The sequence below is a fragment of the Geodermatophilus sp. SYSU D00525 genome, from assembly GCF_054050475.1.
In genome coordinates, this window is record NZ_JBJGZK010000021.1 from 23073 (window position 1) to 41973 (window position 18901).

An 18901-nucleotide genomic window follows, 5' to 3' on the forward strand; every position below is an offset into this window, starting at 1 on the left:
AGGAGACCGGCGGCAGTGCCCGAACGTGTGGGAACGGGCTTGTGTCTTTGTGGTTGTACGTTGGTTACGTTGACAAGTCAACACGTTTTCGTGATTGTGGTCACCGACGGACGACGAGGTCCCCGACCGACATCCCTCCGACCCACGCGAGGTCCGCATGTCCACCACCGCCGCCAGCACCGTCCTCACCGGGACCCCGGTCGTCCCCGGCGTGGTCCTCGGCCCCGTCGTCCGCCCCTCCGGCGCCGTCCGGCTGCCCGCCGAGGCGTTCGACGAGCTGCCGGAGCCGGCACGGGAGGAGGAGCGGGCGCGCTTCACCGCGGCCGCCGAGACGGTCGCGGGCCGCCTGGCCGACCGGGCCGCCGCGGCGACCGGGATGACGGCCGAGGTGCTGTCGGCGACCGCCGGGATGGCGCGCGACCGCGGGCTGCTCGGCGCGGTGGAGCAGCGGATCGGCACCGGCGTCCCCGCCGCGGTGGCGACGGTGCAGGCCGCACAACAGTTCGTCGACGTCTTCACCTCGCTCGGCGGCGTCATGGCCGAGCGGGTGACCGACGTGCGCGACGTCCGCGACCGCGTCGTCGCCGAGCTGACCGGCCAGGGCGAGCCCGGCGTCCCCGCGCCCGCGCAGCCCTCGGTCCTGCTCGCCGACGACCTCGCCCCGGCCGACACCGCCGGCCTCGACCCCGCCCGCATCGTCGGGCTGGCCACCCGCCTGGGCGGGACCACCAGCCACACCGCGATCATCGCCCGCCAGCTGGGCCTGCCCCTCGTCGTCGCGGTCGAGGGCCTGGACGCCGTCCCCGCCGGCGCGACCGTCCTGCTCGACGCCGAGGAGGGCACCGTCACCGTCGACCCGGACCCGGCGGTGGCCGCCGGCCAGCTCGACGCCGCCCGCCGCGCGGCCGAGGCCCTGGCCGCCTACCAGGGGCCGGCCGCCACGCGCGACGGCGTCCCGGTGCCCGTGCTGGCCAACGTGCAGGACGGCGACGGCACCCGGGCGGCGCTGGCCGCGCACGCCGAGGGTGTCGGTCTGTTCCGCACCGAGCTCGCCTTCCTCGGCCGGGCCGCCGAGCCGACCGTCGAGGAGCAGGCGCGCGGCTACGCCGACGTCCTCGAGGCCGCGGCCGGCCGCCGGGTCGTCCTGCGCACCCTCGACGCCGGCTCGGACAAGCCGCTGGAGTTCGCGACGCCGCCCGAGGAGGCCAACCCCGCGCTCGGCGTCCGCGGTCTGCGGGTGGCCCGCCGCGACCCCGGCCTGCTCGACCGCCAACTCGACGCCGTCGCCGAGGCCGCCCGCCGCACCGGTGCCACGCCCTGGGTGATGGCGCCCATGGTGGCCACCGAGGGCGAGGCCGCGGACTTCGCCGCCCGGGTGCGCGAGCGGGGGTTGGTGCCCGGCGTCATGGTCGAGGTGCCCTCGGCGGCGCTGCTGGCCGACCGGGTGCTCCGGCACGTCGACTTCCTGTCCATCGGCACCAACGACCTGTCGCAGTACGCGCTGGCCGCCGACCGGCTCTCCGCCGACCTGGCCGACCTCACCGACCCGTGGCAGCCGGCGCTGCTGGCGCTGGTGGAGCTGACCGCGGCTGCGGGCCGGCGGGCCGGCAAGCCGGTCGGCGTCTGCGGCGAGGCCGCCGCCGACCCGCTGCTCGCCTGCGTCCTCGTCGGCCTCGGCGTCACCTCGCTGTCCTGCGCCGGCTCCGCCGTCGCCGGGGTCGGCGCGCGGCTGGCCACGGTCGACCTCGCCGCCTGCCGGGAGGCCGCGGCCGCCGCGCTGGCCGCCGACGACCCGCGGGCCGGCCGGGCCGCCGCCCGGGCGGTGCTCGCCCGCGCCTGACGCCGGTGCCGGCGGCCGGACGCCGTCGCATCGTGACCGATCCCACCCTCTGGGGTGAACGATCGTCGGACATCTGCTGACACGCCCTGTGATCCTTCGGAATACTCGCGGCCTCACCTGCTTTACTACAGGTGCACGACGACGAAGAAGCGCCGAAGAGGAGACACGGACATGTCCATCGGGACCACCTGGCGGCAGCGTCGGCAGGCGGCTCGCACGCGGCGGGCCATCGACCGGGCCCTCGCCCGCAGCAGCAGCCCGGCGATGCGCGACGAGCTGCTCACCATGGCCAACAGCAACTCGTTCTACACGCGCGGGTTCTGACGGCGGGCCGCCTCCTGGGCGGCGTACCTGCACGGCCCCGGTCTGCCTCCGCAGCCCGGGGCCGACTGCTGTCCGGGGGGGCTCCCCCGCACGGGGGAGCGGCGCCCCGGACCTCACCGCCCCGCTCAACCCGGCGGCCCCGCCTGCCGATCGTCCCGGCGTGAGCGCAGCAGGACCCGCGGACGGGACCGTCCCACCGGTGGAGGCCCGTGAGACGTCGGGTGCCACCACCGGGCTGGTCCTCGCCTTCGTCCGCCAGCAGGCCGGCGACGAGGCGGTCGAGGAGGTCCTGCGCCGCGCGGGCGTGCCGTTCACGGCCGCCGAGCTGTCCCGGCCCGCGACGTGGACCAGCTACGACACCCGGATCCGCCTGTTCGCCGCGGCCACCGAGGTCCTCGGCGACCCCGGCGCCATGTACCGCCTCGGCGCGGAGTCCCTGCGCACCGGGATGAACCCCAGCCTGGTCGTCCTCGTGCGGGCCATGGGCTCACCGCGGCAGGTGTTCGCCCGGCTGCCGCGCGCGGTCGCCAACTTCTCCACCACCTCCACGATGGAGGTGCTCCGGTCCGACGCCACGTCCGCGACGCTGCGCTACCGGCTGCACGAGGGGTACGTGCACTCGCGGCTGGACTGCGACTACGCGCGCGGGCTGATCAGCATGGTGCCGACCATCTTCGGCCTGGCCCCGGCCGCCGTCGTCCACGAGGAGTGCGAGTCCTCCGGTGCTGCGGCCTGCGTCTACCACCTGACCTGGGAGCGCCGCGGCCGGTGGCCGCGCCGGCGCCGCGGCCCGGACGCCGCCGACCCCGAGCTCGTCGCGCTGCGCCAGCAGGTCCGCAGCCTGCAGTCGGCGGCCACCGACCTGGTCGAGGGCGGGGACCTCGAGACCGTCCTGCGGCGGATCGTCGACCGCGCGGCCGCCGCCGTCCTCGCCCCCGCCTACCTGCTCGCCGTCTCCTCCCCGCGCGGCGGCGCCCCGCTCGTGCACAGCTCGGGCCTGGCCCCCGACGAGGTGCCGCCGCTGGTCGCGCGGCTGCTCGCCGGCGACGACCTGGGCCCCGGCGCGGTCACCGTCGACGTCGCCTCCGCCCGCCGGACCCACGGCCGGCTGGCCGCGCTCCACCGCCCCGGCGACGGCGGCCTCGGCGACGAGCGGTCCATGCTCGCCGCCTACGCCGGCCACGCCGCGGCCGCCCTCGACCTCGTGCTGGCCCTCGAGGACAGCCGGCTCGAGGCCCGCCGGGCCGGCGCCCTCCTGGAGCTGGCCCACGGCCTGGCCCAGGCGGGCGGGGCGGCGGAGGTCTGCGCCGTGGTCGCCCGGGCGCTGCCCGGGATCGTGGGCTGCGGCAGCTCCGGCGTCCTGCTGTGGGACCCGGCCGGCGGCGTCCTGCGGGCGGAGTCCTGTGCCGGGCTGTCCCCGGGGCAGGAGGAGGTCCTGCGGTCGGCGACCCTGCGGGCCGGGGACGTGCCCGAGGTCTTCGGCATCCTCACCGACCGCGAGCCCCGCGTGGTCAGCGCGACCGGCGCCAGCGCCCCGATGCGCGACCTGCTCGCCGCCATGCACCTCACCGACGTCGTCGCCGTCCCGCTGCTCGCCGGCACCACGTTCCTCGGCGTGGTCACCGCCAGCTGGGCCGACGGCGAGGTCAGCCAGGCCCTCGACGCCGACGTCCTCGCCCGGCTGCGCGGTGTCGGCGACCAGGCCTCCACCGCGCTGCAGAAGGCCCGGCTGCTGGAGACCGTCCGGCACCAGGCCACCCACGACGCGCTCACCGGCCTGCCCAACCGGGTGCTGTTCCGCGACCGGCTGGCCGCCGCGCTCGCCGCCGTCGCCCCCACCGGCTCCGTCGGCGTGCTGTTCTGCGACCTCGACCGGTTCAAGGCGGTCAACGACACCCTCGGCCACGCGGCCGGCGACGAGCTGCTGCGCCAGGTGTCGGCCCGGCTGCGGGCCGCGGTGCGCCCCGGTGACACCGTCGGCCGGCTCAGCGGCGACGAGTTCGCGGTCCTGCTGCCCCGGCTGGCCGCACCGGCCGACGCCGAGGCGGTCGTCGGCCGGGTGGCGGCGGCCTTCACCGAGCCGTTCCGGCTCGACGGCGTGCCCGCGGCGGTCGGCACGAGCACCGGCGTCGCCGTGCACACCGGCCCCGGCGGCGACGCCGAGCGGCTGCTGCGCGAGGCGGACGCGGCCATGTACCGGCACAAGCACCGCGACCGCCCGCCGGCCCCGGCCCCGCGGACGGCGGACTAGGGCCTGTCCTGCGGATCTTGCGGGCTGGCCGCTGTCTCTGGAGGCGGCCTCAGGGACAGGTCGTGGCCCTGAAGCCGGGCGATGATCAGCGACGCGGCTCGGGGATCGCCGATGTGTGCAGCGGGCGGAACGCGGCCCGCACCTCGGAGGTGAAGAGCGCCGGCTCCTCCCAGGCGGCGAAGTGGCCGCCCCTGTCGACCTCGTTGAAGTAAGTGAGGTTGGGGTAGCTCCTCTCGGCCCAGCTGCGCGAAGTACGCCAGATCTCACCAGGGAAGGTGGTGAAGCCGACCGGAACCGAGACCTCAGGAGGAGCCTGGCCGGACGCCTGGGCTGCGGCCACGAACCGTCCGAACTCCCAGTACCACCGGGCGGCCGAGGCCCCGGTGCCCGTCAGCCAGTACAGCGTGATGTTGTCGACGATGTGCTCGCGCGTGAGGTTGCCCACGGGCTGCCCGTCGAGGAAGGCGCGGGAGATCTTGTAGTAGCTGTCGGTGTCGTGGTCGAGCATCCAGGCCGCCAGGGCGACGGGTGAATCCAGCAGGGCGTAGCCAATCGTCTGCGGCCGATTGGTCATCTCCAGGAAGTAGGCGAAGCCGGTGGCCTGGAACTCGGCGAGTGCAGCCGCAGCCGCGCGTTCTTGCTCGGACTCCTCCGGCGGGGGGTCGGCCAGCACCGTCACGAGGAAGTTCGTGTGGATGCCTACCAGCCCCTCGGGTGCCTGGCGGGCCATCACATCAGTGACGATGGCGCCCAGATCGCCGCCCTGCGCGACGTAGCGGGTGTAGCCGAGGCGACGCATCAGCTCCGCCCAGGCGAGCGCGGTGCGGCCGGCATCCCAGCCGAGCTCGGTCGGCTCGCCCGAGAAGCCGTAGCCGGGCAGCGACGGCAGCACCAGGTGGAAGGCGTCCTCGGGGGCGCCGCCGTGCGCGGTGGGGTCGGTCAGCGGGCCGACGGTCTCCAGCAGCTCGATGACCGAGCCGGGCCAGCCGTGCGTCATGATCAGTGGCAACGCGTTCTCGTGCCGTGACCTGACGTGGATGAAGTGGATGTCCACTCCGTCGATCTCGGTGGTGAACTGCGGCACCGCGTTCAGCCTGGCCTCGACCCGGCGCAGGTCGTAGTCGGTCGCCCAGTAGCGGGCCAGCGCCTGCATCGTCGCCAACTGCACGCCCTGGGAGCGGTCCTCGACCAGCTCCCGGGACGGCCAGCGCGTCGCCGCGAGGCGGCGGCGCAGGTCGGCCAGCGCCTCCTCCGGGACCTCCACGTGGAACGGACGGATGCCGGCTCGTTGTTCGACTGTGGTCATGGCCTGTCCTCGATGCGGATGCGGGGGAAGTCGCAGACCGAGACGGAGCCGCGAGCGCACAGCAGCACCGGCGGAGATTCGGGCTTCCAGGACGTGACCACTCTGGCCCTGGCCATCGCGGTGGCAGTAGAGACGAATTGCCCATCCCGGCCTGTCGGCACGCTCTCGCTGAGGGCGGCCAGGTGTCCTCGGCCAGGTGTCCTTGAGTGGGCCGCTTGGGGACACGGGCTTAGAAGCTGAGGCCGGCGAGTGAGGTGGTGACGGCGAACAGCAGGATGCTCCCCCGGCCGAGGAGCAGGGCAGCCAGCCGGACCGCGCGCAGGTGGAGCCGGCGTGCACCGAGGACAGCCAGGGCCGTGCCGATCAGCAGTAGCACGCTCTGTACAGCCCAGCCGATGTTCAGCCAGGTACTGGTCTCGCGGCATGGGACGCAACTGGTTGTGGTGCAGTCGTAGGTGTTGGTGCACTGGGTCATCAGCCCGAACCAGGCACCGAAGCTGCCAAGGGTGGTCAAGAAGCACACGAGCGGGAGGGAGCCGATCAGCAGCGGCCAGCCAGGCCGCGCGTGGCGGTGCCGCTCGCTCATGCACACACACTGCCGGCAGCGAAGTGGGCCCTAGATCGTCGCGTAGGCGTGTCCCTTGATGGGCCGCTTGGGGACACACCCGGTGACCGACGGATCGGTGAACGTCAGTTGGACCGGTGCGTTCCGGGGAGGCGGATCCGGGGTGTCTCTTGCCCGGCCAGGTCATCGCCCTCCCCGTGGGCGGCACCCCGCCAGTTCATCACGACGGCGGGGCTCACTGCTGTCTGAAAGCCTCAGCACGATCAGCCGAAGATGGTTGGCCCAAGGCCTGGCGGAGAGTTTCGCGGAAGGGCGAGGATGTGATCGTCGCGACCCTTGCCGCAGCGACGGCACACCTGCTCTCGGTATTGATCCGGCCCCTGGTGCTCGTCGCGAGGATGCGCGTACACGGAAGAATGGACCCCGAGTCGGCACACCACGGGCTTCTTGGCCATGAGGGACGCTACGTCTCGGGACCTCCCGCCTCCAGAGTCGGAGGCCCCTCGCCCGCTGCTCCGTAGCATCCACGCCGCCGCTCCCGGACTCGCCGAAGTAGATGTGCGGGCCGCTCGGGACACACCGGCCGACGAGCAGCCTCGACAACGTCCGCTAGAGGTCCCCCTGAAGGCGGCTTCGTCGACAGCCCGTGCCTCCGTGCCAGTCCGCCTCCAGGTCGCTGACCTGGATGAACGAGGTTGCCGGTCCAGGGGTGGTGATCCGGGAACGTGCCTGCCGTGGTGACCAGGATCGGCTACGCCAGTTGTGTGCTGTCGGACGTGGTCGGATTCGTCGTCATGCTCGGCCTCGGCGTTCCCGGGTTCGAGGAAGGGCGTATGGCCATCGGGCTCATCGTCATCGCGTGCTCCGGCATCGCGATCGGGCTCGGGGTGGCCGGCCTGGTCCTGCTCGCGCGCAAGAGCGACCCCGGATGAATTCGTGGCCACACCGCGCTCTGCTTGACCGTCCAGGGTCTGTCCCTGAGTGGGCCGCTCAGAGACACCTGCAGTAGCGACGGCCCGCCTGATCCGCAGGACAGGATCTGGTCTCTGGCCCCTCGGTCGGACGGGCTCACGCCTGTCGCCGGTGTCCCCTGAGTGGTCGATCCGGAGCTGGAACACGCCCCGCGCTGCCCGCTCAGGATCTCGGGAACGGCGTCAGTCGCGGAGCCTCGCGCGCAGCGCGGCCTGCTCGGCGGCGCCGAAGCCGTGCTCGTCGAGCCAGCCCAGCGGCCCGCCGTGCCGCTCGCCCAGGATCTCCAGCAGCCGTTGCATGGTCGCCGCCCGCGGCGTGTGGCTGGCGACGTCGCGGCGGGTCATGTCGTCGGCGTACGTCGGCGACCGCCGCAGCTTCGCCACCAGGGCCTCGATGACCTCGGCGGTCAGCGCGTAGTCGGCGACGATCTCCTCGTCGGGCACCCCGGCCGCGGCCAGGGAGAACATCGCGACGACGCCGGTGCGGTCCTTGCCCGCGGCGCAGTGCACGACCGCCGCGCCGTCGCTCGCGATGATCGCCCGCAGCGCCGCCAGCACGTTCTCGGGGCGGTGGTGCAGGTAGCCGAGGTAGGAGCGCACCGCGGGCGGCTCGACCTCGTCGGCCTCGGTGGTCTGCCGCGGCAGCACCGTCTCGGCCCAGTCGGCCGGCAGGTCGGGGACCTCGTCCTCCTCGACGGCGAACACGTCGGTGTGGTGGCCCCGCTCGGGCAGCAGGCTGAAGTGCCGGTGCGTGACCTCCGCGACCGCGCGCAGCGGGCCGCGACCCTCGAGCAGCACCTCGGCCGTGGTGCGCAGGTCGATCACCTCGCGCACGCCCAGGTCCTCCACCAGCCGCCGGACGTCGTCGTCGCTGAGGGTCTGCAGGTTGTCGCTGCGCAGCACGCGGCCGAACGCGGTGGTGCCGCCGTCGGTGGTGGGCAGGCCGCCCAGGTCGCGCGTGTTGGTCGTCCCGTCGAGCCGCAGCCAGCGGTCGGTGCGCACGTCACCGGAGGTCGAGGTCACCCGTCCGACGGTACGGCCCCCTGGTGAACGGCCCGTGCCGGCCGGGGACGTGTGCTCGCTCACCACAGGGGCGGGTGTGGCTGTGGAGGTCACCGACATGGGCAGCCCGTGAGCGGCTCCCTACGGTGTGGTCCAGACCACGCCGGACGGGACCGTCCGGAGCAGCAACCGTGCACCGTCGCACACCCCCGAGGAGTTCGCCATGTCGCGTCCCCGCCACCGGTCCCGGACCGCCGTCCTCGCCACGGGCGCCGCGCTTGCCCTCTCGGTCGCCGCCTGCGGCAGCCCCACCGCCGCCTCCTCGGGCGGGAGCGGCGGGGACGGCGGCGGCGAGAGCGAGCCGATCCGGGTCGGGCTCGTGTTCTCCTCCACCGGGCCGCTGGCCACCTACGGCGAGCAGTACCTGCAGGGCTTCGAGGCCGGCCTGGACTACGCCACCGACGGCACCGGCGAGGTCGACGGCCGGCCGATCGAGGTCGTCGAGCGCGACGACGCCGGCGACCCGGCCAAGGCCGTCGCCGAGGCCACCGACCTCATCGGCCAGGGCGTGCGGGTGCTGGCCGGGTCCACCGCCTCGGGCGTGGCGACCCAGGTCGCGCCGCTGGCCGAGCAGAACGACGTCCTGTTCATCTCCGGGCCGGCCGCCACCGACGCGGTCACCGGCGTCAACGACAACACCTTCCGGTCGGGCCGGCAGACCTACCAGGACATCCTCACCGCGCAGTCGTTCATCGGGGACGCGCAGGGCAAGGACGTGCTGGTCTTCGCCCAGGACAGCGCCTTCGGCCAGGCCAACGTCGGCGCCGTGACCGCCGTCCTCGGCGAGGCCGGGGCCACCGTCACCCCGCTGCTGGTGCCGGCCAGCGCCACCGACTTCACGCCGTTCGCCTCGCAGGCCCGCGACGCCGGCGCCGACCTGGTCTTCGTCGCCTGGGCCGGGGAGACCGCGCCGGCCATGTGGCAGGCGATGGGCCAGCAGGGCGTGCTCGACTCCACCACCGTCGTCACCGGCCTGGACATCCGCGCCAGCTACGCCACCTACGGCGCGCAGGCCACGCAGATCGACTACCTGTCGCACTTCTTCGCCGAGGCCGTGGACAACGAGGTCAGCCAGGCGATGACCGAGCGGGTCGAGGAGGCCGGCGGCACGGTCGACCTGTTCACCCCGGACGGCTTCACCGCCGCGCAGATGGTGGTGCACGCGCTCCAGGAGGGCGGCGACGACGTCGGCGCCATGGTCGACGCGCTCGAGGGCTGGCAGTTCGACGGCGTCAAGGGCGAGCTGACCATCCGCGAGGAGGACCACGCGCTCCTGCAGCCGATGTTCCAGGCCCGCCTGGAGCAGCAGGGTGACCAGCTCGTCCCGGTGCTGGTCGAGACCCTCGACCCGGAGGCCACCGCGCCGCCGGTCGCCACCTCCTGACCCGGGCGCTCCTCCCGAGGACCGGGCAGTGACCAGCTCCCTCCCCGCCCCGGCACCGGCCGCCCGCCCCGCGGGCGGGCCGGTGCTCCGGGTGGCCGGCCTGACCTGCGCGATCGGCGGCGCGGTCATCGTCTCCGACGTCTCGTTCGACGTCGCGCCCGGCGAGTTCGTCGCCGTCATCGGACCCAACGGGGCGGGCAAGACCTCCCTGTTCAACCTGCTCTCGGGCCTGCTGCCGGTCACCGCCGGGACGATCACGCTGGACGGCGCCGACATCACCCGCTCGAGCCCGGCCGCGCGGGCCCGCCTGGGGCTGGGCCGGACCTTCCAGTCCTCGTCGGTGTTCGCGGGCCTCGGCGTCCGGGAGAACGTGCGCCTGGCGGCGCAGGCCCGGCTCGGCGGCAGCCTGCGGCCCTGGCAGCGGGTGCGCGCCTCGGACCGGGCGTTCGAGGTGGCCGAGCGGGCGCTGACCCGGGTGGGCCTCGCCGCCCGCGGCGACGCGCTGGCCGGGTCCCTCTCCCACGGCGACAAGCGCAAGCTGGAGCTGGCGATCCTGCTGGCCACCGACCCCGCCGTCGTGCTGCTCGACGAGCCGATGGCCGGCGTGAGCACCGGGGAGGTCGCCGGCCTCACGCAGGTCATCGCCGACGTGCACCGCGAGGAGGGCCGGACGGTGCTCATGGTCGAGCACCACATGGACGTCCTGCTCGGCCTCGCCGACCGGGTCGCCGTCATGCACCACGGCGCGCTGCTCGCACTCGACACCCCGGCGCGGGTCACCGCCGACCCCGTCGTCCAGGAGGCCTACCTGGGGGACCAGCTGTGACCGCCGCCGACCGGCCGGTGCTGCTCCGGCTCTCCGACGTGCACGTCCGGCTGTCCGGGTCGCACGTCCTGCAGGGCGTCGACCTCACCGTCCGCCGCGGCGGCGTCACCGCGCTGCTCGGCCGCAACGGCGCGGGCAAGACGACGACGGTCAAGTCGGTGCTCGGCCTGGTGCCCTCGACCGGCCGCATCGAGCTCACCGACGCCGCCGGCCGCGTGCACCGGCTGTCGGGCCGGCGCACCCACGACGTCGTCCGGCTCGGCGTCGGCTACGCCCCCGAGGACCGCGAGGTCTTCGGCGGGCTGACCGTCGCCGAGAACCTCACGCTGGCCGAGCGGCGCGACTCCGCGCACCACCCCGACCGCGTGTACGAGCTCTTCCCCGAGCTGGAGAAGCGCAGCCGGCAGCTGGCCGGGACCCTCTCGGGCGGCCAGCAGCAGATGGTGGCCATCGCCCGGCTGCTGCTCAACGACAACCAGTTGCTGCTCGTCGACGAGCCGACCAAGGGCCTGGCGCCGCTGCTGGTCGCCGAGGTCGCCGACGTGCTCGCCCGCGCCGCCGAGGAGGTGACGGTGCTGCTCGTCGAGCAGAACCTGTCCGTGGTGCGCCGCATGGCCACCGACGCCGTCGTCGTCGACCAGGGGCGCGCGGTGTGGAGCGGGCCGGCGCCGGAGCTGCTGGCCGACGCCGACCGCACCCGCGAGCTGCTCGGCGTCGCCACGAGCGGGGGTGCGCACGCAGCGGGCGAGCTCGCGAGCCCACCGGAGACGGAGCCACGGGTGTCCATGCACCGGACGAGCGCCGGCGAGGCCGGCGCATGAGCACGGTCGTCCTGCTGACGGTCACGGGCCTCGGGCTCGCGGCGCTGTACTTCCTCGTCGCCTCGGGGCTCTCGCTGATCTTCGGGCTGATGGGCGTGCTCAACTTCGCCCACGGCGCCTTCCTCACCATCGGCGCCTACGGCACCTGGTGGGCCTCGGAGAACCTGCCCGGCGCCGGGTCCGGCGGGTGGGGCTTCGCCCTCGCCGTCGCCTTCGGGGTCGCCGTCGGCACGGTCGTGGCCGCGCTGATCGAGCTGCTGCTCATCCGCCCGCTGTACGAGCGGCACATCGAGCAGGTGTTGGTCACCGTGGGGCTGAGCCTGGCGCTGGTCGCGCTGGTGCGGGCGATCTGGGGCGCGGACCCGCGGCCGTTCCCGGCGCCGGCGTGGGCCGAGGACACGACGTCGGTGCTCGGCGCCAGCGTGCCCAACGACCGCTTCCTGCTCATCGGCAGCGCCGTCGTCGTGCTGCTCGCCGTGCTGGCCTTCCTCCGCTACACCCGCTTCGGCCTGGTCATCCGCGCCGGCGTGGAGAACCGGTCGATGGTCACCGCGCTCGGCATCGACGTGCGGCGGGCGTTCACGCTGGTCTTCGCCATCGGCGGCGCGTTCGCGGCGCTGGCCGGCGCGCTCGGCGGGGTCTACCTCGGCTCGATCTCGCCGGGCCAGGGCACCTCGCTGCTGATCTTCGCCTTCATCGTCGTCGTCATCGGCGGGATGAGCTCGATCACCGGCGCCGCGGTGGCCGCGGTCCTCGTCGGGCTCGTGCAGCAGTTCGCCAACTACTACGCGGCCAGCGGGGTGGGGGACCTGTCGGTCGTCCTGCTGCTCGCCGTCGTCCTGCTGACCCGCCCCGGCGGGCTGACCGCGAGGGTGGCATGAGCCCGAAGCTGACGCGGCTGGCGCCGCTGGTCGTCCTCGTCGTCCTGGCCGTCCTGCCGTACTCCACGCTGCAGGTCCCCGGTCTGTTCGACGGCGTCCTCAACAGCCCCGGCACCTTGCAACTGCTGGCGCTGTGCCTGGTCTTCGGCGGGGTGGCGCTGTCCTACGACCTGCTGTTCGGGTTCACCGGGCTGCTGTCGTTCGGGCACGCGCTCTACTTCGCGGCCGGCACGTACGTGGCCAACCTGGCGCTCACCGAGCTCGGCTGGGGCCTGGGCGCGGCGCTCGCGCTGACCACCGTGGTCGGCACCGCCCTGCCGCTGCTGGTCGGCGGGGTGGCGCTGCGGGTCTCGGGCATCGCCTTCTCCATGGTCACGCTGGCCATGGCGCAGGTCGGGTCGATCGTCGTCCTGCGCGACCCCGGCGGCCTGACCGGTGGCGAGGAGGGCCTGGCGCTGGACCGCTCGGCCGTGCCCGACGCGTTCGTCGGCGTCCTCAACACCGTCAACCTGTACTGGCTGGCGCTGGCCTACCTCGCCGTCGTCTACGTCGTCGTGGCGTGGGTGACCGGCTCGCGGGCCGGGCGGGTGTGGCAGGCGATCCGGGAGAACGAGCGCCGCGTCGAGGTGCTGGGCCTGCGGCCCTACTCGTTCAAGCTGGTCGTCTTCGTCCTCGCCGGCCTGCTGGCCGCGCTCGGCGGGGTGGTGCACCTGCTGCTGCTCGGCGGCTCCACGCCGCGGACGACGACCGCCGACTTCACCCTCGGCCTGCTGGTCATGGTGGTGCTCGGCGGCGCGGGCAGCCGGTGGGGCGCGGTGCTCGGCGGCGTCCTCTACACCTACCTCGACAGTCGGCTCACCGACCTCGCCTCCTCGACCGCCGTGCAGGACCTGCCGGCCTGGCTGCGGGTGCCGCTGTCGGAGCCGCTGTTCCTGCTCGGCGCGCTGTTCGTGGTGGTCGTCTTCTTCGTGCCGGGCGGCATCGCGGGCCTGGTCGCCCGGCTGCGCGAGCGCCGCTCGGGCCGCCGTCCCGCCGCGCCGTCGGGCGGGGCGACGCCGCCGCCGGGCCGGGTGGTCGAGCAGCTGCGGGAGACGGCGTCCCGCGGGGTGGGCGTCGGCGCGGCCGGCCCCCGCGACGGCGTCTAGCCCAGCAGGGCGTCGCAGACCTCGACCAGCCGCCGCCGCAGCGGGGCCGCGCGCTCGGCGAAGCCCCGCTGCGCGGCCACGTACTCCGCCTTGCCCTCGGCCGTCTCGATCCGCACCGGCGCGTAGCCGCGGTCGGCCAGGTCGTAGGGCGAGGCCCGCATGTCCAGCTCGCGCACCTCGACGGCGAGCTCGAAGCAGTCGGCCACCAGCTCACCGGGCACCGCGGGGGAGAGCTTGTAGGCCCACTTGTAGAGGTCCATCGTCGCGTGCAGGCAGCCCGGCTGCTCCATCGCGACCTGCGTCTCCCGCGTCGGCTGCAGCCGGTTGAGCCCGACGGCGGAGGGCGTGAAGAACCGGAACGCGTCGAAGTGGCTGCACCGGATCGCGTGCGCCTCCACGACGGCGTCGGTGCCCGCCTGCCCCAGCCGCAGCGGGACCACGTGCCGCCGCTCGCCGGCGCGGTGCACCATCGCCCACTCGTGCAGCCCGAAGCAGCCGGTCTGCGCCGGCCGCGACGCGGTGGCGGCGAGCAGGTCCCGGACGAAGCGGACGGTCGGCGCCCGGTCGGCCAGGAAGGCCGCGACGTCGAGCCGCACCGCGCCGTCGTCGCCGGTCGCGTACCAGCGCCAGGCCGCGTGCGGCGCCGGCCCCTGCGCCGACGGCGCCAGCGCGACGCCCGGCCCCGGGTGCCACCGGCGCAGCCGGGACGGCGTCTCGGAGTAGTAGGTGAACAGGAAGTCCAGCACCGGGTGCTCCTCACCCCGGCGGCGGCGGTCGCGGTGCGGCGCGGTCCACCGCTCCACCCGCGCGTGGTGCGCGGCCGCCCGCGCCGTCCACTCGGCCGCCGGCAGGCGGGGGAGGACGGCGTTCACCGGACCAGGGTAGGAGGGTCCTCCGACCCACCGGCCGGGGACGGGACGGTGCCAGCCTGGGGGTCTGCGACGAGGGAGGCGATCGCCATGGCCGGCGACGCGCGGACCACCCCGAAGCCGCTGCTCTGCCGCCTGGGGCTGCACGCCTACGTCCAGCGGCACCCCGACGACGAGCGGCTGCGCGGCCCGGACGAGAAGGTCTGCCGGCGCTGCGGGAAGCGCCACGACGCCTTGAACACGGTCTTCCCGCCCGGAGGGGCGCCCGGTTAGCCGGCGGCGCCCTCGGCAGCGGTCAGCCGGTGCAGCCGCAGCGCCAGCTGCACCTCCAGCGCCCGTTCCGGCGCCGACCAGTCGCGGCCCAGCAGCCGGCCGACCCGGTCCAGCCGCTGGGTGACCGTGTTGACGTGCACGTTGAGCACCTCGGCCGCCCGCGCGGGGGAGCCGCCGGTGTCGAACCAGGCCCGCAGCGTGGCCACCAGGTCGGTGCCCCGGCGGGCGTCGTAGTCGAGCACCGGCGCCAGCGTGGCCTGCACGAAGCCGGGCACGTCGCGGCCCTCGCCCACCAGCAGGCCGACGAAGCCCAGCTCGTCCGCGCACGCCGACTCCCCGGTGCGGCCCAGCGCCTCCAGCGTCGAGGCGCACCGCGCGGCCTCGGCCCACGCGCCGGCCACCGCGGCCGGGCCGGGCGCGGGCCCGGCGCCGCCGGCGGTGACCGGCCGCCCGACCGCCGCGGCGACCTCGCGGCGCACCAGCGCGGCCGCCGCTCCCGGCGCGAGGTCGGGCAGGCACAGCACGACGCGGCCGTCGCGGACCCCGGCGAGCCCCCCGCGGGTCGCGGCCAGGTGCGCGGCGGCGGCCAGCGCCCGGCCGCGGCAGCGCTCCTCCACCCGGACGACGACGACCGACGCCGGCCGGTCCAGGTCGGTGCCCAGCCGGCGGGCGCGCTCGCGCAGGCCGTCGGGGTCGCGCAGCGGCACGGTCAGCAGCTCGTCGAGCAGCTCGCCGCGCACCCGGCCCTCGGCCTCGCCGGCGGTGCGCCGGATGAGCAGCAGCAGCGCGGTGACCAGCGCGGCGCGCTCGAGGATGCGCTGGTCGGCGTCGGACAGGTCGCCCTCGCGCTGCAGCACCAGCCCGCCGAGCAGGTCGCTGCCCACGGTCACCGCCGCGGTCCACCAGTCGCCGTCGCGCACGGTGCGGCCGGTGGAGCGGGCCAGCGCCAGCGCGCCGGCCGGGTCGGGCGGCAGCGCGCCGCCGCCGTCGGCCGCGGGGGACGGGCGGCCCTCCTCGTCGATCACGGTGATCCGCCCGCCCAGGGCGTCGGTCACCGCCGCGGCCACGCCCTCGACGCCGCCCCCGCGGAGCACCACGTCGATGAACCGGTCGTGCGCGCCCGCGGCCCGCTCCACCGACTCGGTGTGCTCCCGCAGCTCCCGGGTGGCCGCCGACAGCTCCTCCAGGGCGGCCCGGGTCTCCTCCAGCAGCCGCGCGTTGTCCAGCGCGATCGCCGCGTGCGCAGCCAGCGAGCCGAGCAGCGCCACCTCGGACCGGTCGAAGGTCCGCTCCGACCGGTCGGCGGCGTAGAGCACCCCGATCACCTGCGAGCCGCGGATCAGCGGCACGCCGAGGATGGCGACCAGGCCCTCCTCGCGGACGCCGCCGTTGATGTCGTCGGTGTGGTGGAACCGGGCGTCGGTGAAGTAGCTCGCCGTCGCGTAGGGCGCGGCCGTCTGGGCCACCAGCCCGCCCAGCCCCTCGCCCATCGGCAGCCGCAGCGCCTGGAAGCGGGCCGACACCGAGCCGTCGGTCACCCGCATGTAGGTGTCGCCGTGGGCGTCGTCGTTGAGCGTCAGGTAGGAGACGTCGGTGCCCAGCAGCTGGCGGGCGCGGCGGACGATCGCGACGAGCACCGAGTCGACGCCGCGCAGCGTGGCGAGGTCGCTCGCGGTGTCGAACAGCGCCGACAGCTCCGACTCCCGCCGGCGGCGGGCGGCGAAGGCGGCGCGCACCTGCAGGGCCAGCAGCCGGACCCGCTCCAGCTCGGCCAGCGTGGCGGGGTCGGCGCCGGCGGTCCGGGCGCGCACCAGCGGGCCCTCGTACTCGATGGCCGCAGCGTCGTCGAGGACCATCTGCAGGTACTCGGCGGCCGCCGAGGGCACCCGGGGTGTGCGGCCGGGGCCGTCGGCGGGCAGCGCTGCGGTGCGGGCCACGACCGGCATCCTCCCCGGTCGGGCCATCAGTGGGCGGTCCACCCGCCGTCCATGAGCAGCGAGGTGCCGGTGACCGAGGCCGCGGCGGGGGAGCACAGCCAGGCGACGGCGTCGGCGACCTCGGCCGGCTCGATCAGCCGCTTGAGCGCCGCCGGGGCGAGCATGACCTGCTCGACGACCTCGTCCTCGGAGATCCCGTGGCTGCGGGCCTGGTCGGCGATCTGCCCCTCCACCAGCGGCGTCCGCACGTAGGCCGGGGCCACGCAGTTGGAGGTGACCCCGTGCGGGGCGCCCTCGAGCGCCACCACCTTCGACAGGCCCTCGAGCGCGTGCTTGGCGGTCACGTAGGCGGACTTGAACGGCGACGCCCGGTGCCCGTGCACCGAGCTGACGTTGACCACCCGGCCCCAGCCGCGCCGGTACATGTGCGGGAGCGCGCCGCGGACCAGCCGGAACGGCGCCTCGACCATGAGCCGCTGGATGGTGGAGAAGACCTCGACGGGGAACTCGTGCAGCGGCGCGACGTGCTGGAAGCCGGCGTTGTTGACCAGCACGTCGACGTCGAGGTCGAGCGCGTCGACGGCGGCCAGGTCGGACAGGTCGACGGCGACCGCGCTGCCGCCCACGGTGCGGGCCACCTCCTCGGCCGCCGCGCCGTCCCGGTCGACGACGACCACCGCGGCGCCGGCCTCGGCCAGCCGGGCGGCGACCGCACGCCCGATGCCTGACCCCCCGCCGGTCACCATCGCCCGCCGTCCCTCGAGGTCCTTCGCGCTCATGGCGGCGACGCTAGGCCGCGAGCGGGGTGGCTCACACGGCGGCGGCGCACACACCTCCGGGGCCGGGGATGGGTGCCGACCACACCGCCCGTCCCGGCCGGTCGGCGCACGGGTCCGCGCCCGGACATGGGTGCGGACCACATGACCTGGTTCACAGAACTGGCCTCCGCCACATGGGCAGGCCCCCGCGCCGTTCCTAGCGTCAGGCGGGTCCGGATCCGTCCACCGAGGAGAACCGCGTGTCCGCACCCGCCCAGACCCACCAGAGACGGAGCTTCGGCCGCGTCGTCGGTGCGAGCATCATCGGCACCACCGTCGAGTGGTACGACTTCTTCCTCTACGGCTCGGCCGCCGCGCTGGTCTTCGGCCCGCTCTTCTTCCCCGACTCCTCCGACTTCGCCGGCGTCCTGCTGGCCTTCGGCACCTACGCGATCGGCTTCGCGGCCCGCCCGATCGGCGCGCTGGTCTTCGGCCACTTCGGCGACCGGGTCGGGCGCAAGAAGCTGCTGGTCGTCTCGCTGCTCATGATGGGCGGCGCCACCTTCGCCATCGGCCTGCTGCCGACCTACGCGACCGTCGGCGCGCTCGCCCCGCTGCTGCTGGTGTTCCTCCGCCTGGTGCAGGGCTTCGCCCTCGGCGGCGAGTGGGGCGGCGCCGTCCTCATCGTCTCCGAGCACGGCCGGCCCGAGAACCGCGGCTTCTGGGCCTCCTGGCCCCAGGCCGGGGCGCCCGCCGGCCAGCTCCTCTCCACCGCCGTGCTCGCGCTGCTGGCCGCGTTCCAGTCCGACGCCGCCTTCGAGGCCTGGGGCTGGCGCATCCCGTTCCTGCTGTCGGCCGTGCTCATCCTGGTCGGCCTGTGGGTGCGGCTGGCGGTCAGCGAGTCGCCGGTGTTCCTCGAGGCGCAGCGCGTCGCCGAGGCGAAGGCCCGGGAGACCGGCGCGGCCGAGCAGGCGCCGATCGCCGTCGTGCTCAAGCGCTACAAGCGCGAGGTGCTCGTCGCCATGGGCGCGCGCATCGCCGAGAACGTCGCCTTCTACATCCTCACGGCGTTCACCACGGCCTACCTCACCAAGGCGCTCGGCCTGGACGCCTCGTTCGCCCTGAACGCGCTGCTCGTCGCGTCCGCGGTGCACCTGGTGACCATCCCGCTGTGGGGCGCGCTGTCCGACCGCGTCGGCCGCCGGCCGGTCTACCTGCTCGGCGCCGCCGGCACCGGGATCTGGGGCTTCGCCCTGTTCGGCCTGTTCGACACCGGCAGCTTCGCCCTCGTCGTCCTGGCGCTGATCGTCGGCCTGCTCTTCCACGGCGCCATGTACGGCCCGCAGGCGGCGTTCTTCGCCGAGCTGTTCGGCACCAAGGCCCGCTACACCGGTGTCTCCATCGGCGCGCAGCTGGCGTCCGTGGTGGCCGGTGCGCCCGCGCCGCTGATCGCGGTCGCCCTGCTCGGCAGCTTCGAGGAGCCCAGCCCGACGCGCGTGGCCGTCTACCTGGCCGTCTGCTCCGTCGTCACGCTGGTGGCGGTCCTCGCCTACGGCGAGACCCGCGTCCGCGACCTCGCCGCGGACGACGCCGTCGGGACGACGGCGGACCGGGCGGCCACCCGGGTCTGACCCCAGCGCACACGCCACGGGGCGCCTCCGATCCGGATCGGGGGCGCCCCGTGGCGT

General features: G+C 75.0%; 17 protein-coding genes. 11 read left to right on the forward strand and 6 right to left on the reverse strand.

The window, feature by feature from the left end:
- Positions 1-157 precede the first annotated feature (157 nt).
- The 3 genes from ACI796_RS16700 to ACI796_RS16710 all read left to right on the forward strand — a co-directional run bounded on the left by ACI796_RS16700 (position 158) and on the right by ACI796_RS16710 (position 4415).
- Positions 158-1840 (forward strand): putative PEP-binding protein, encoded by a 1683-nt coding sequence (locus tag ACI796_RS16700; protein ID WP_456942346.1) that lies wholly within the window; start codon positions 158-160, stop codon positions 1838-1840.
- Positions 1841-2011: 171 nt separating this feature from the next.
- Entirely contained in the window at positions 2012-2164 is a 153-nt protein-coding gene (locus ACI796_RS16705) for a hypothetical protein (RefSeq protein ID WP_456927398.1), read from the forward strand.
- A 160-nt stretch (positions 2165-2324) separates the two neighbouring features.
- Positions 2325-4415: a diguanylate cyclase domain-containing protein gene (locus tag ACI796_RS16710; protein ID WP_456942347.1), complete on the forward strand. Its 2091-nt coding sequence runs from the start codon at positions 2325-2327 to the stop codon at positions 4413-4415.
- An 85-nt stretch (positions 4416-4500) separates the two neighbouring features.
- Here the strand turns inward: ACI796_RS16710 and ACI796_RS16715 are convergent, their stop codons facing one another.
- Complete coding sequence (locus ACI796_RS16715; RefSeq protein ID WP_456942348.1) at positions 4501-5721, reverse strand: epoxide hydrolase family protein; 1221 nt, start codon at positions 5719-5721, stop codon at positions 4501-4503.
- 229 nt (positions 5722-5950) lie between these two features.
- On the reverse strand, positions 5951-6307 hold the full coding sequence (locus ACI796_RS16720; protein WP_456942349.1) for a hypothetical protein: 357 nt from the start codon (positions 6305-6307) through the stop codon (positions 5951-5953).
- Positions 6308-7020: 713 nt separating this feature from the next.
- On the opposite strand from ACI796_RS16720, the gene ACI796_RS16725 reads away from it, so the two are divergent.
- Positions 7021-7218 (forward strand): hypothetical protein, encoded by a 198-nt coding sequence (locus ACI796_RS16725; RefSeq protein WP_456942350.1) that lies wholly within the window; start codon positions 7021-7023, stop codon positions 7216-7218.
- 222 nt (positions 7219-7440) lie between these two features.
- On the opposite strand, the gene ACI796_RS16730 is transcribed toward ACI796_RS16725, so the two are convergent.
- On the reverse strand, positions 7441-8280 hold the full coding sequence (locus ACI796_RS16730; RefSeq protein ID WP_456942351.1) for a tyrosine-protein phosphatase: 840 nt from the start codon (positions 8278-8280) through the stop codon (positions 7441-7443).
- A gap of 202 nt (positions 8281-8482) precedes the next feature.
- Here ACI796_RS16730 and ACI796_RS16735 point away from each other — a divergent pair, with 202 nt between their 5' ends.
- The 5 genes from ACI796_RS16735 to ACI796_RS16755 are packed head-to-tail and all read left to right on the forward strand — an operon-like array spanning position 8483 to position 13376.
- Entirely contained in the window at positions 8483-9703 is a 1221-nt protein-coding gene (locus ACI796_RS16735) for a substrate-binding domain-containing protein (protein ID WP_456942352.1), read from the forward strand.
- A gap of 28 nt (positions 9704-9731) precedes the next feature.
- On the forward strand, positions 9732-10529 hold the full coding sequence (locus tag ACI796_RS16740) for an ABC transporter ATP-binding protein (protein WP_456942353.1): 798 nt from the start codon (positions 9732-9734) through the stop codon (positions 10527-10529).
- Positions 10526-11350 carry an ABC transporter ATP-binding protein gene (locus ACI796_RS16745; protein ID WP_456942354.1) on the forward strand — a complete coding sequence of 275 codons (825 nt, stop codon included), beginning with the start codon at positions 10526-10528 and terminating at the stop codon, positions 11348-11350. The genes ACI796_RS16740 and ACI796_RS16745 overlap by 4 nt, the downstream gene beginning before the upstream one ends.
- Positions 11347-12231, forward strand: coding sequence for a branched-chain amino acid ABC transporter permease (locus tag ACI796_RS16750; RefSeq protein ID WP_456942355.1), 885 nt, complete (start codon positions 11347-11349; stop codon positions 12229-12231). Before ACI796_RS16745 ends, ACI796_RS16750 begins: the two co-directional genes overlap by 4 nt.
- Entirely contained in the window at positions 12228-13376 is a 1149-nt protein-coding gene (locus tag ACI796_RS16755; RefSeq protein WP_456942356.1) for a branched-chain amino acid ABC transporter permease, read from the forward strand. Before ACI796_RS16750 ends, ACI796_RS16755 begins: the two co-directional genes overlap by 4 nt.
- Here the strand turns inward: ACI796_RS16755 and ACI796_RS16760 are convergent.
- Positions 13373-14248, reverse strand: a complete 876-nt coding sequence (locus tag ACI796_RS16760; RefSeq protein ID WP_456942357.1) for a 3-methyladenine DNA glycosylase — start codon at positions 14246-14248, stop codon at positions 13373-13375. The genes ACI796_RS16755 and ACI796_RS16760 overlap by 4 nt on opposite strands.
- Before the next feature lie 87 nt (positions 14249-14335).
- Here ACI796_RS16760 and ACI796_RS16765 point away from each other — a divergent pair, with 87 nt between their 5' ends.
- Positions 14336-14518: a hypothetical protein gene (locus tag ACI796_RS16765; protein WP_456942358.1), complete on the forward strand. Its 183-nt coding sequence runs from the start codon at positions 14336-14338 to the stop codon at positions 14516-14518.
- Here the strand turns inward: ACI796_RS16765 and ACI796_RS16770 are convergent.
- Positions 14515-16464 carry a helix-turn-helix domain-containing protein gene (locus ACI796_RS16770; protein ID WP_456942399.1) on the reverse strand — a complete coding sequence of 650 codons (1950 nt, stop codon included), beginning with the start codon at positions 16462-16464 and terminating at the stop codon, positions 14515-14517. The two genes, ACI796_RS16765 and ACI796_RS16770, sit on opposite strands and share 4 nt — an antisense overlap.
- A gap of 17 nt (positions 16465-16481) precedes the next feature.
- The gene (locus ACI796_RS16775; protein WP_456942359.1) at positions 16482-17234 is read right to left on the reverse strand and encodes a 3-hydroxybutyrate dehydrogenase; all 753 of its coding nucleotides are present in this window, start codon (positions 17232-17234) and stop codon (positions 16482-16484) included.
- 239 nt (positions 17235-17473) lie between these two features.
- Here ACI796_RS16775 and ACI796_RS16780 point away from each other — a divergent pair, with 239 nt between their 5' ends.
- On the forward strand, positions 17474-18844 hold the full coding sequence (locus tag ACI796_RS16780; protein WP_456942360.1) for an MFS transporter: 1371 nt from the start codon (positions 17474-17476) through the stop codon (positions 18842-18844).
- Positions 18845-18901 lie beyond the last annotated feature (57 nt).

Coding starts and splice junctions, on each gene's coding strand:
- ACI796_RS16720 (WP_456942349.1), bottom strand. CDS start 6,307: ATGAGCGAGCGGCACCGCCACGCGCGGCCTGGCTGGCCGCTGCTGATC.
- ACI796_RS16705 (WP_456927398.1), top strand. CDS start 2,012: ATGTCCATCGGGACCACCTGGCGGCAGCGTCGGCAGGCGGCTCGCACG.
- ACI796_RS16755 (WP_456942356.1), top strand. CDS start 12,228: ATGAGCCCGAAGCTGACGCGGCTGGCGCCGCTGGTCGTCCTCGTCGTC.
- ACI796_RS16715 (WP_456942348.1), bottom strand. CDS start 5,721: ATGACCACAGTCGAACAACGAGCCGGCATCCGTCCGTTCCACGTGGAG.
- ACI796_RS16775 (WP_456942359.1), bottom strand. CDS start 17,234: ATGAGCGCGAAGGACCTCGAGGGACGGCGGGCGATGGTGACCGGCGGG.
- ACI796_RS16700 (WP_456942346.1), top strand. CDS start 158: ATGTCCACCACCGCCGCCAGCACCGTCCTCACCGGGACCCCGGTCGTC.
- ACI796_RS16765 (WP_456942358.1), top strand. CDS start 14,336: ATGGCCGGCGACGCGCGGACCACCCCGAAGCCGCTGCTCTGCCGCCTG.
- ACI796_RS16735 (WP_456942352.1), top strand. CDS start 8,483: ATGTCGCGTCCCCGCCACCGGTCCCGGACCGCCGTCCTCGCCACGGGC.
- ACI796_RS16750 (WP_456942355.1), top strand. CDS start 11,347: ATGAGCACGGTCGTCCTGCTGACGGTCACGGGCCTCGGGCTCGCGGCG.
- ACI796_RS16770 (WP_456942399.1), bottom strand. CDS start 16,464: ATGCCGGTCGTGGCCCGCACCGCAGCGCTGCCCGCCGACGGCCCCGGC.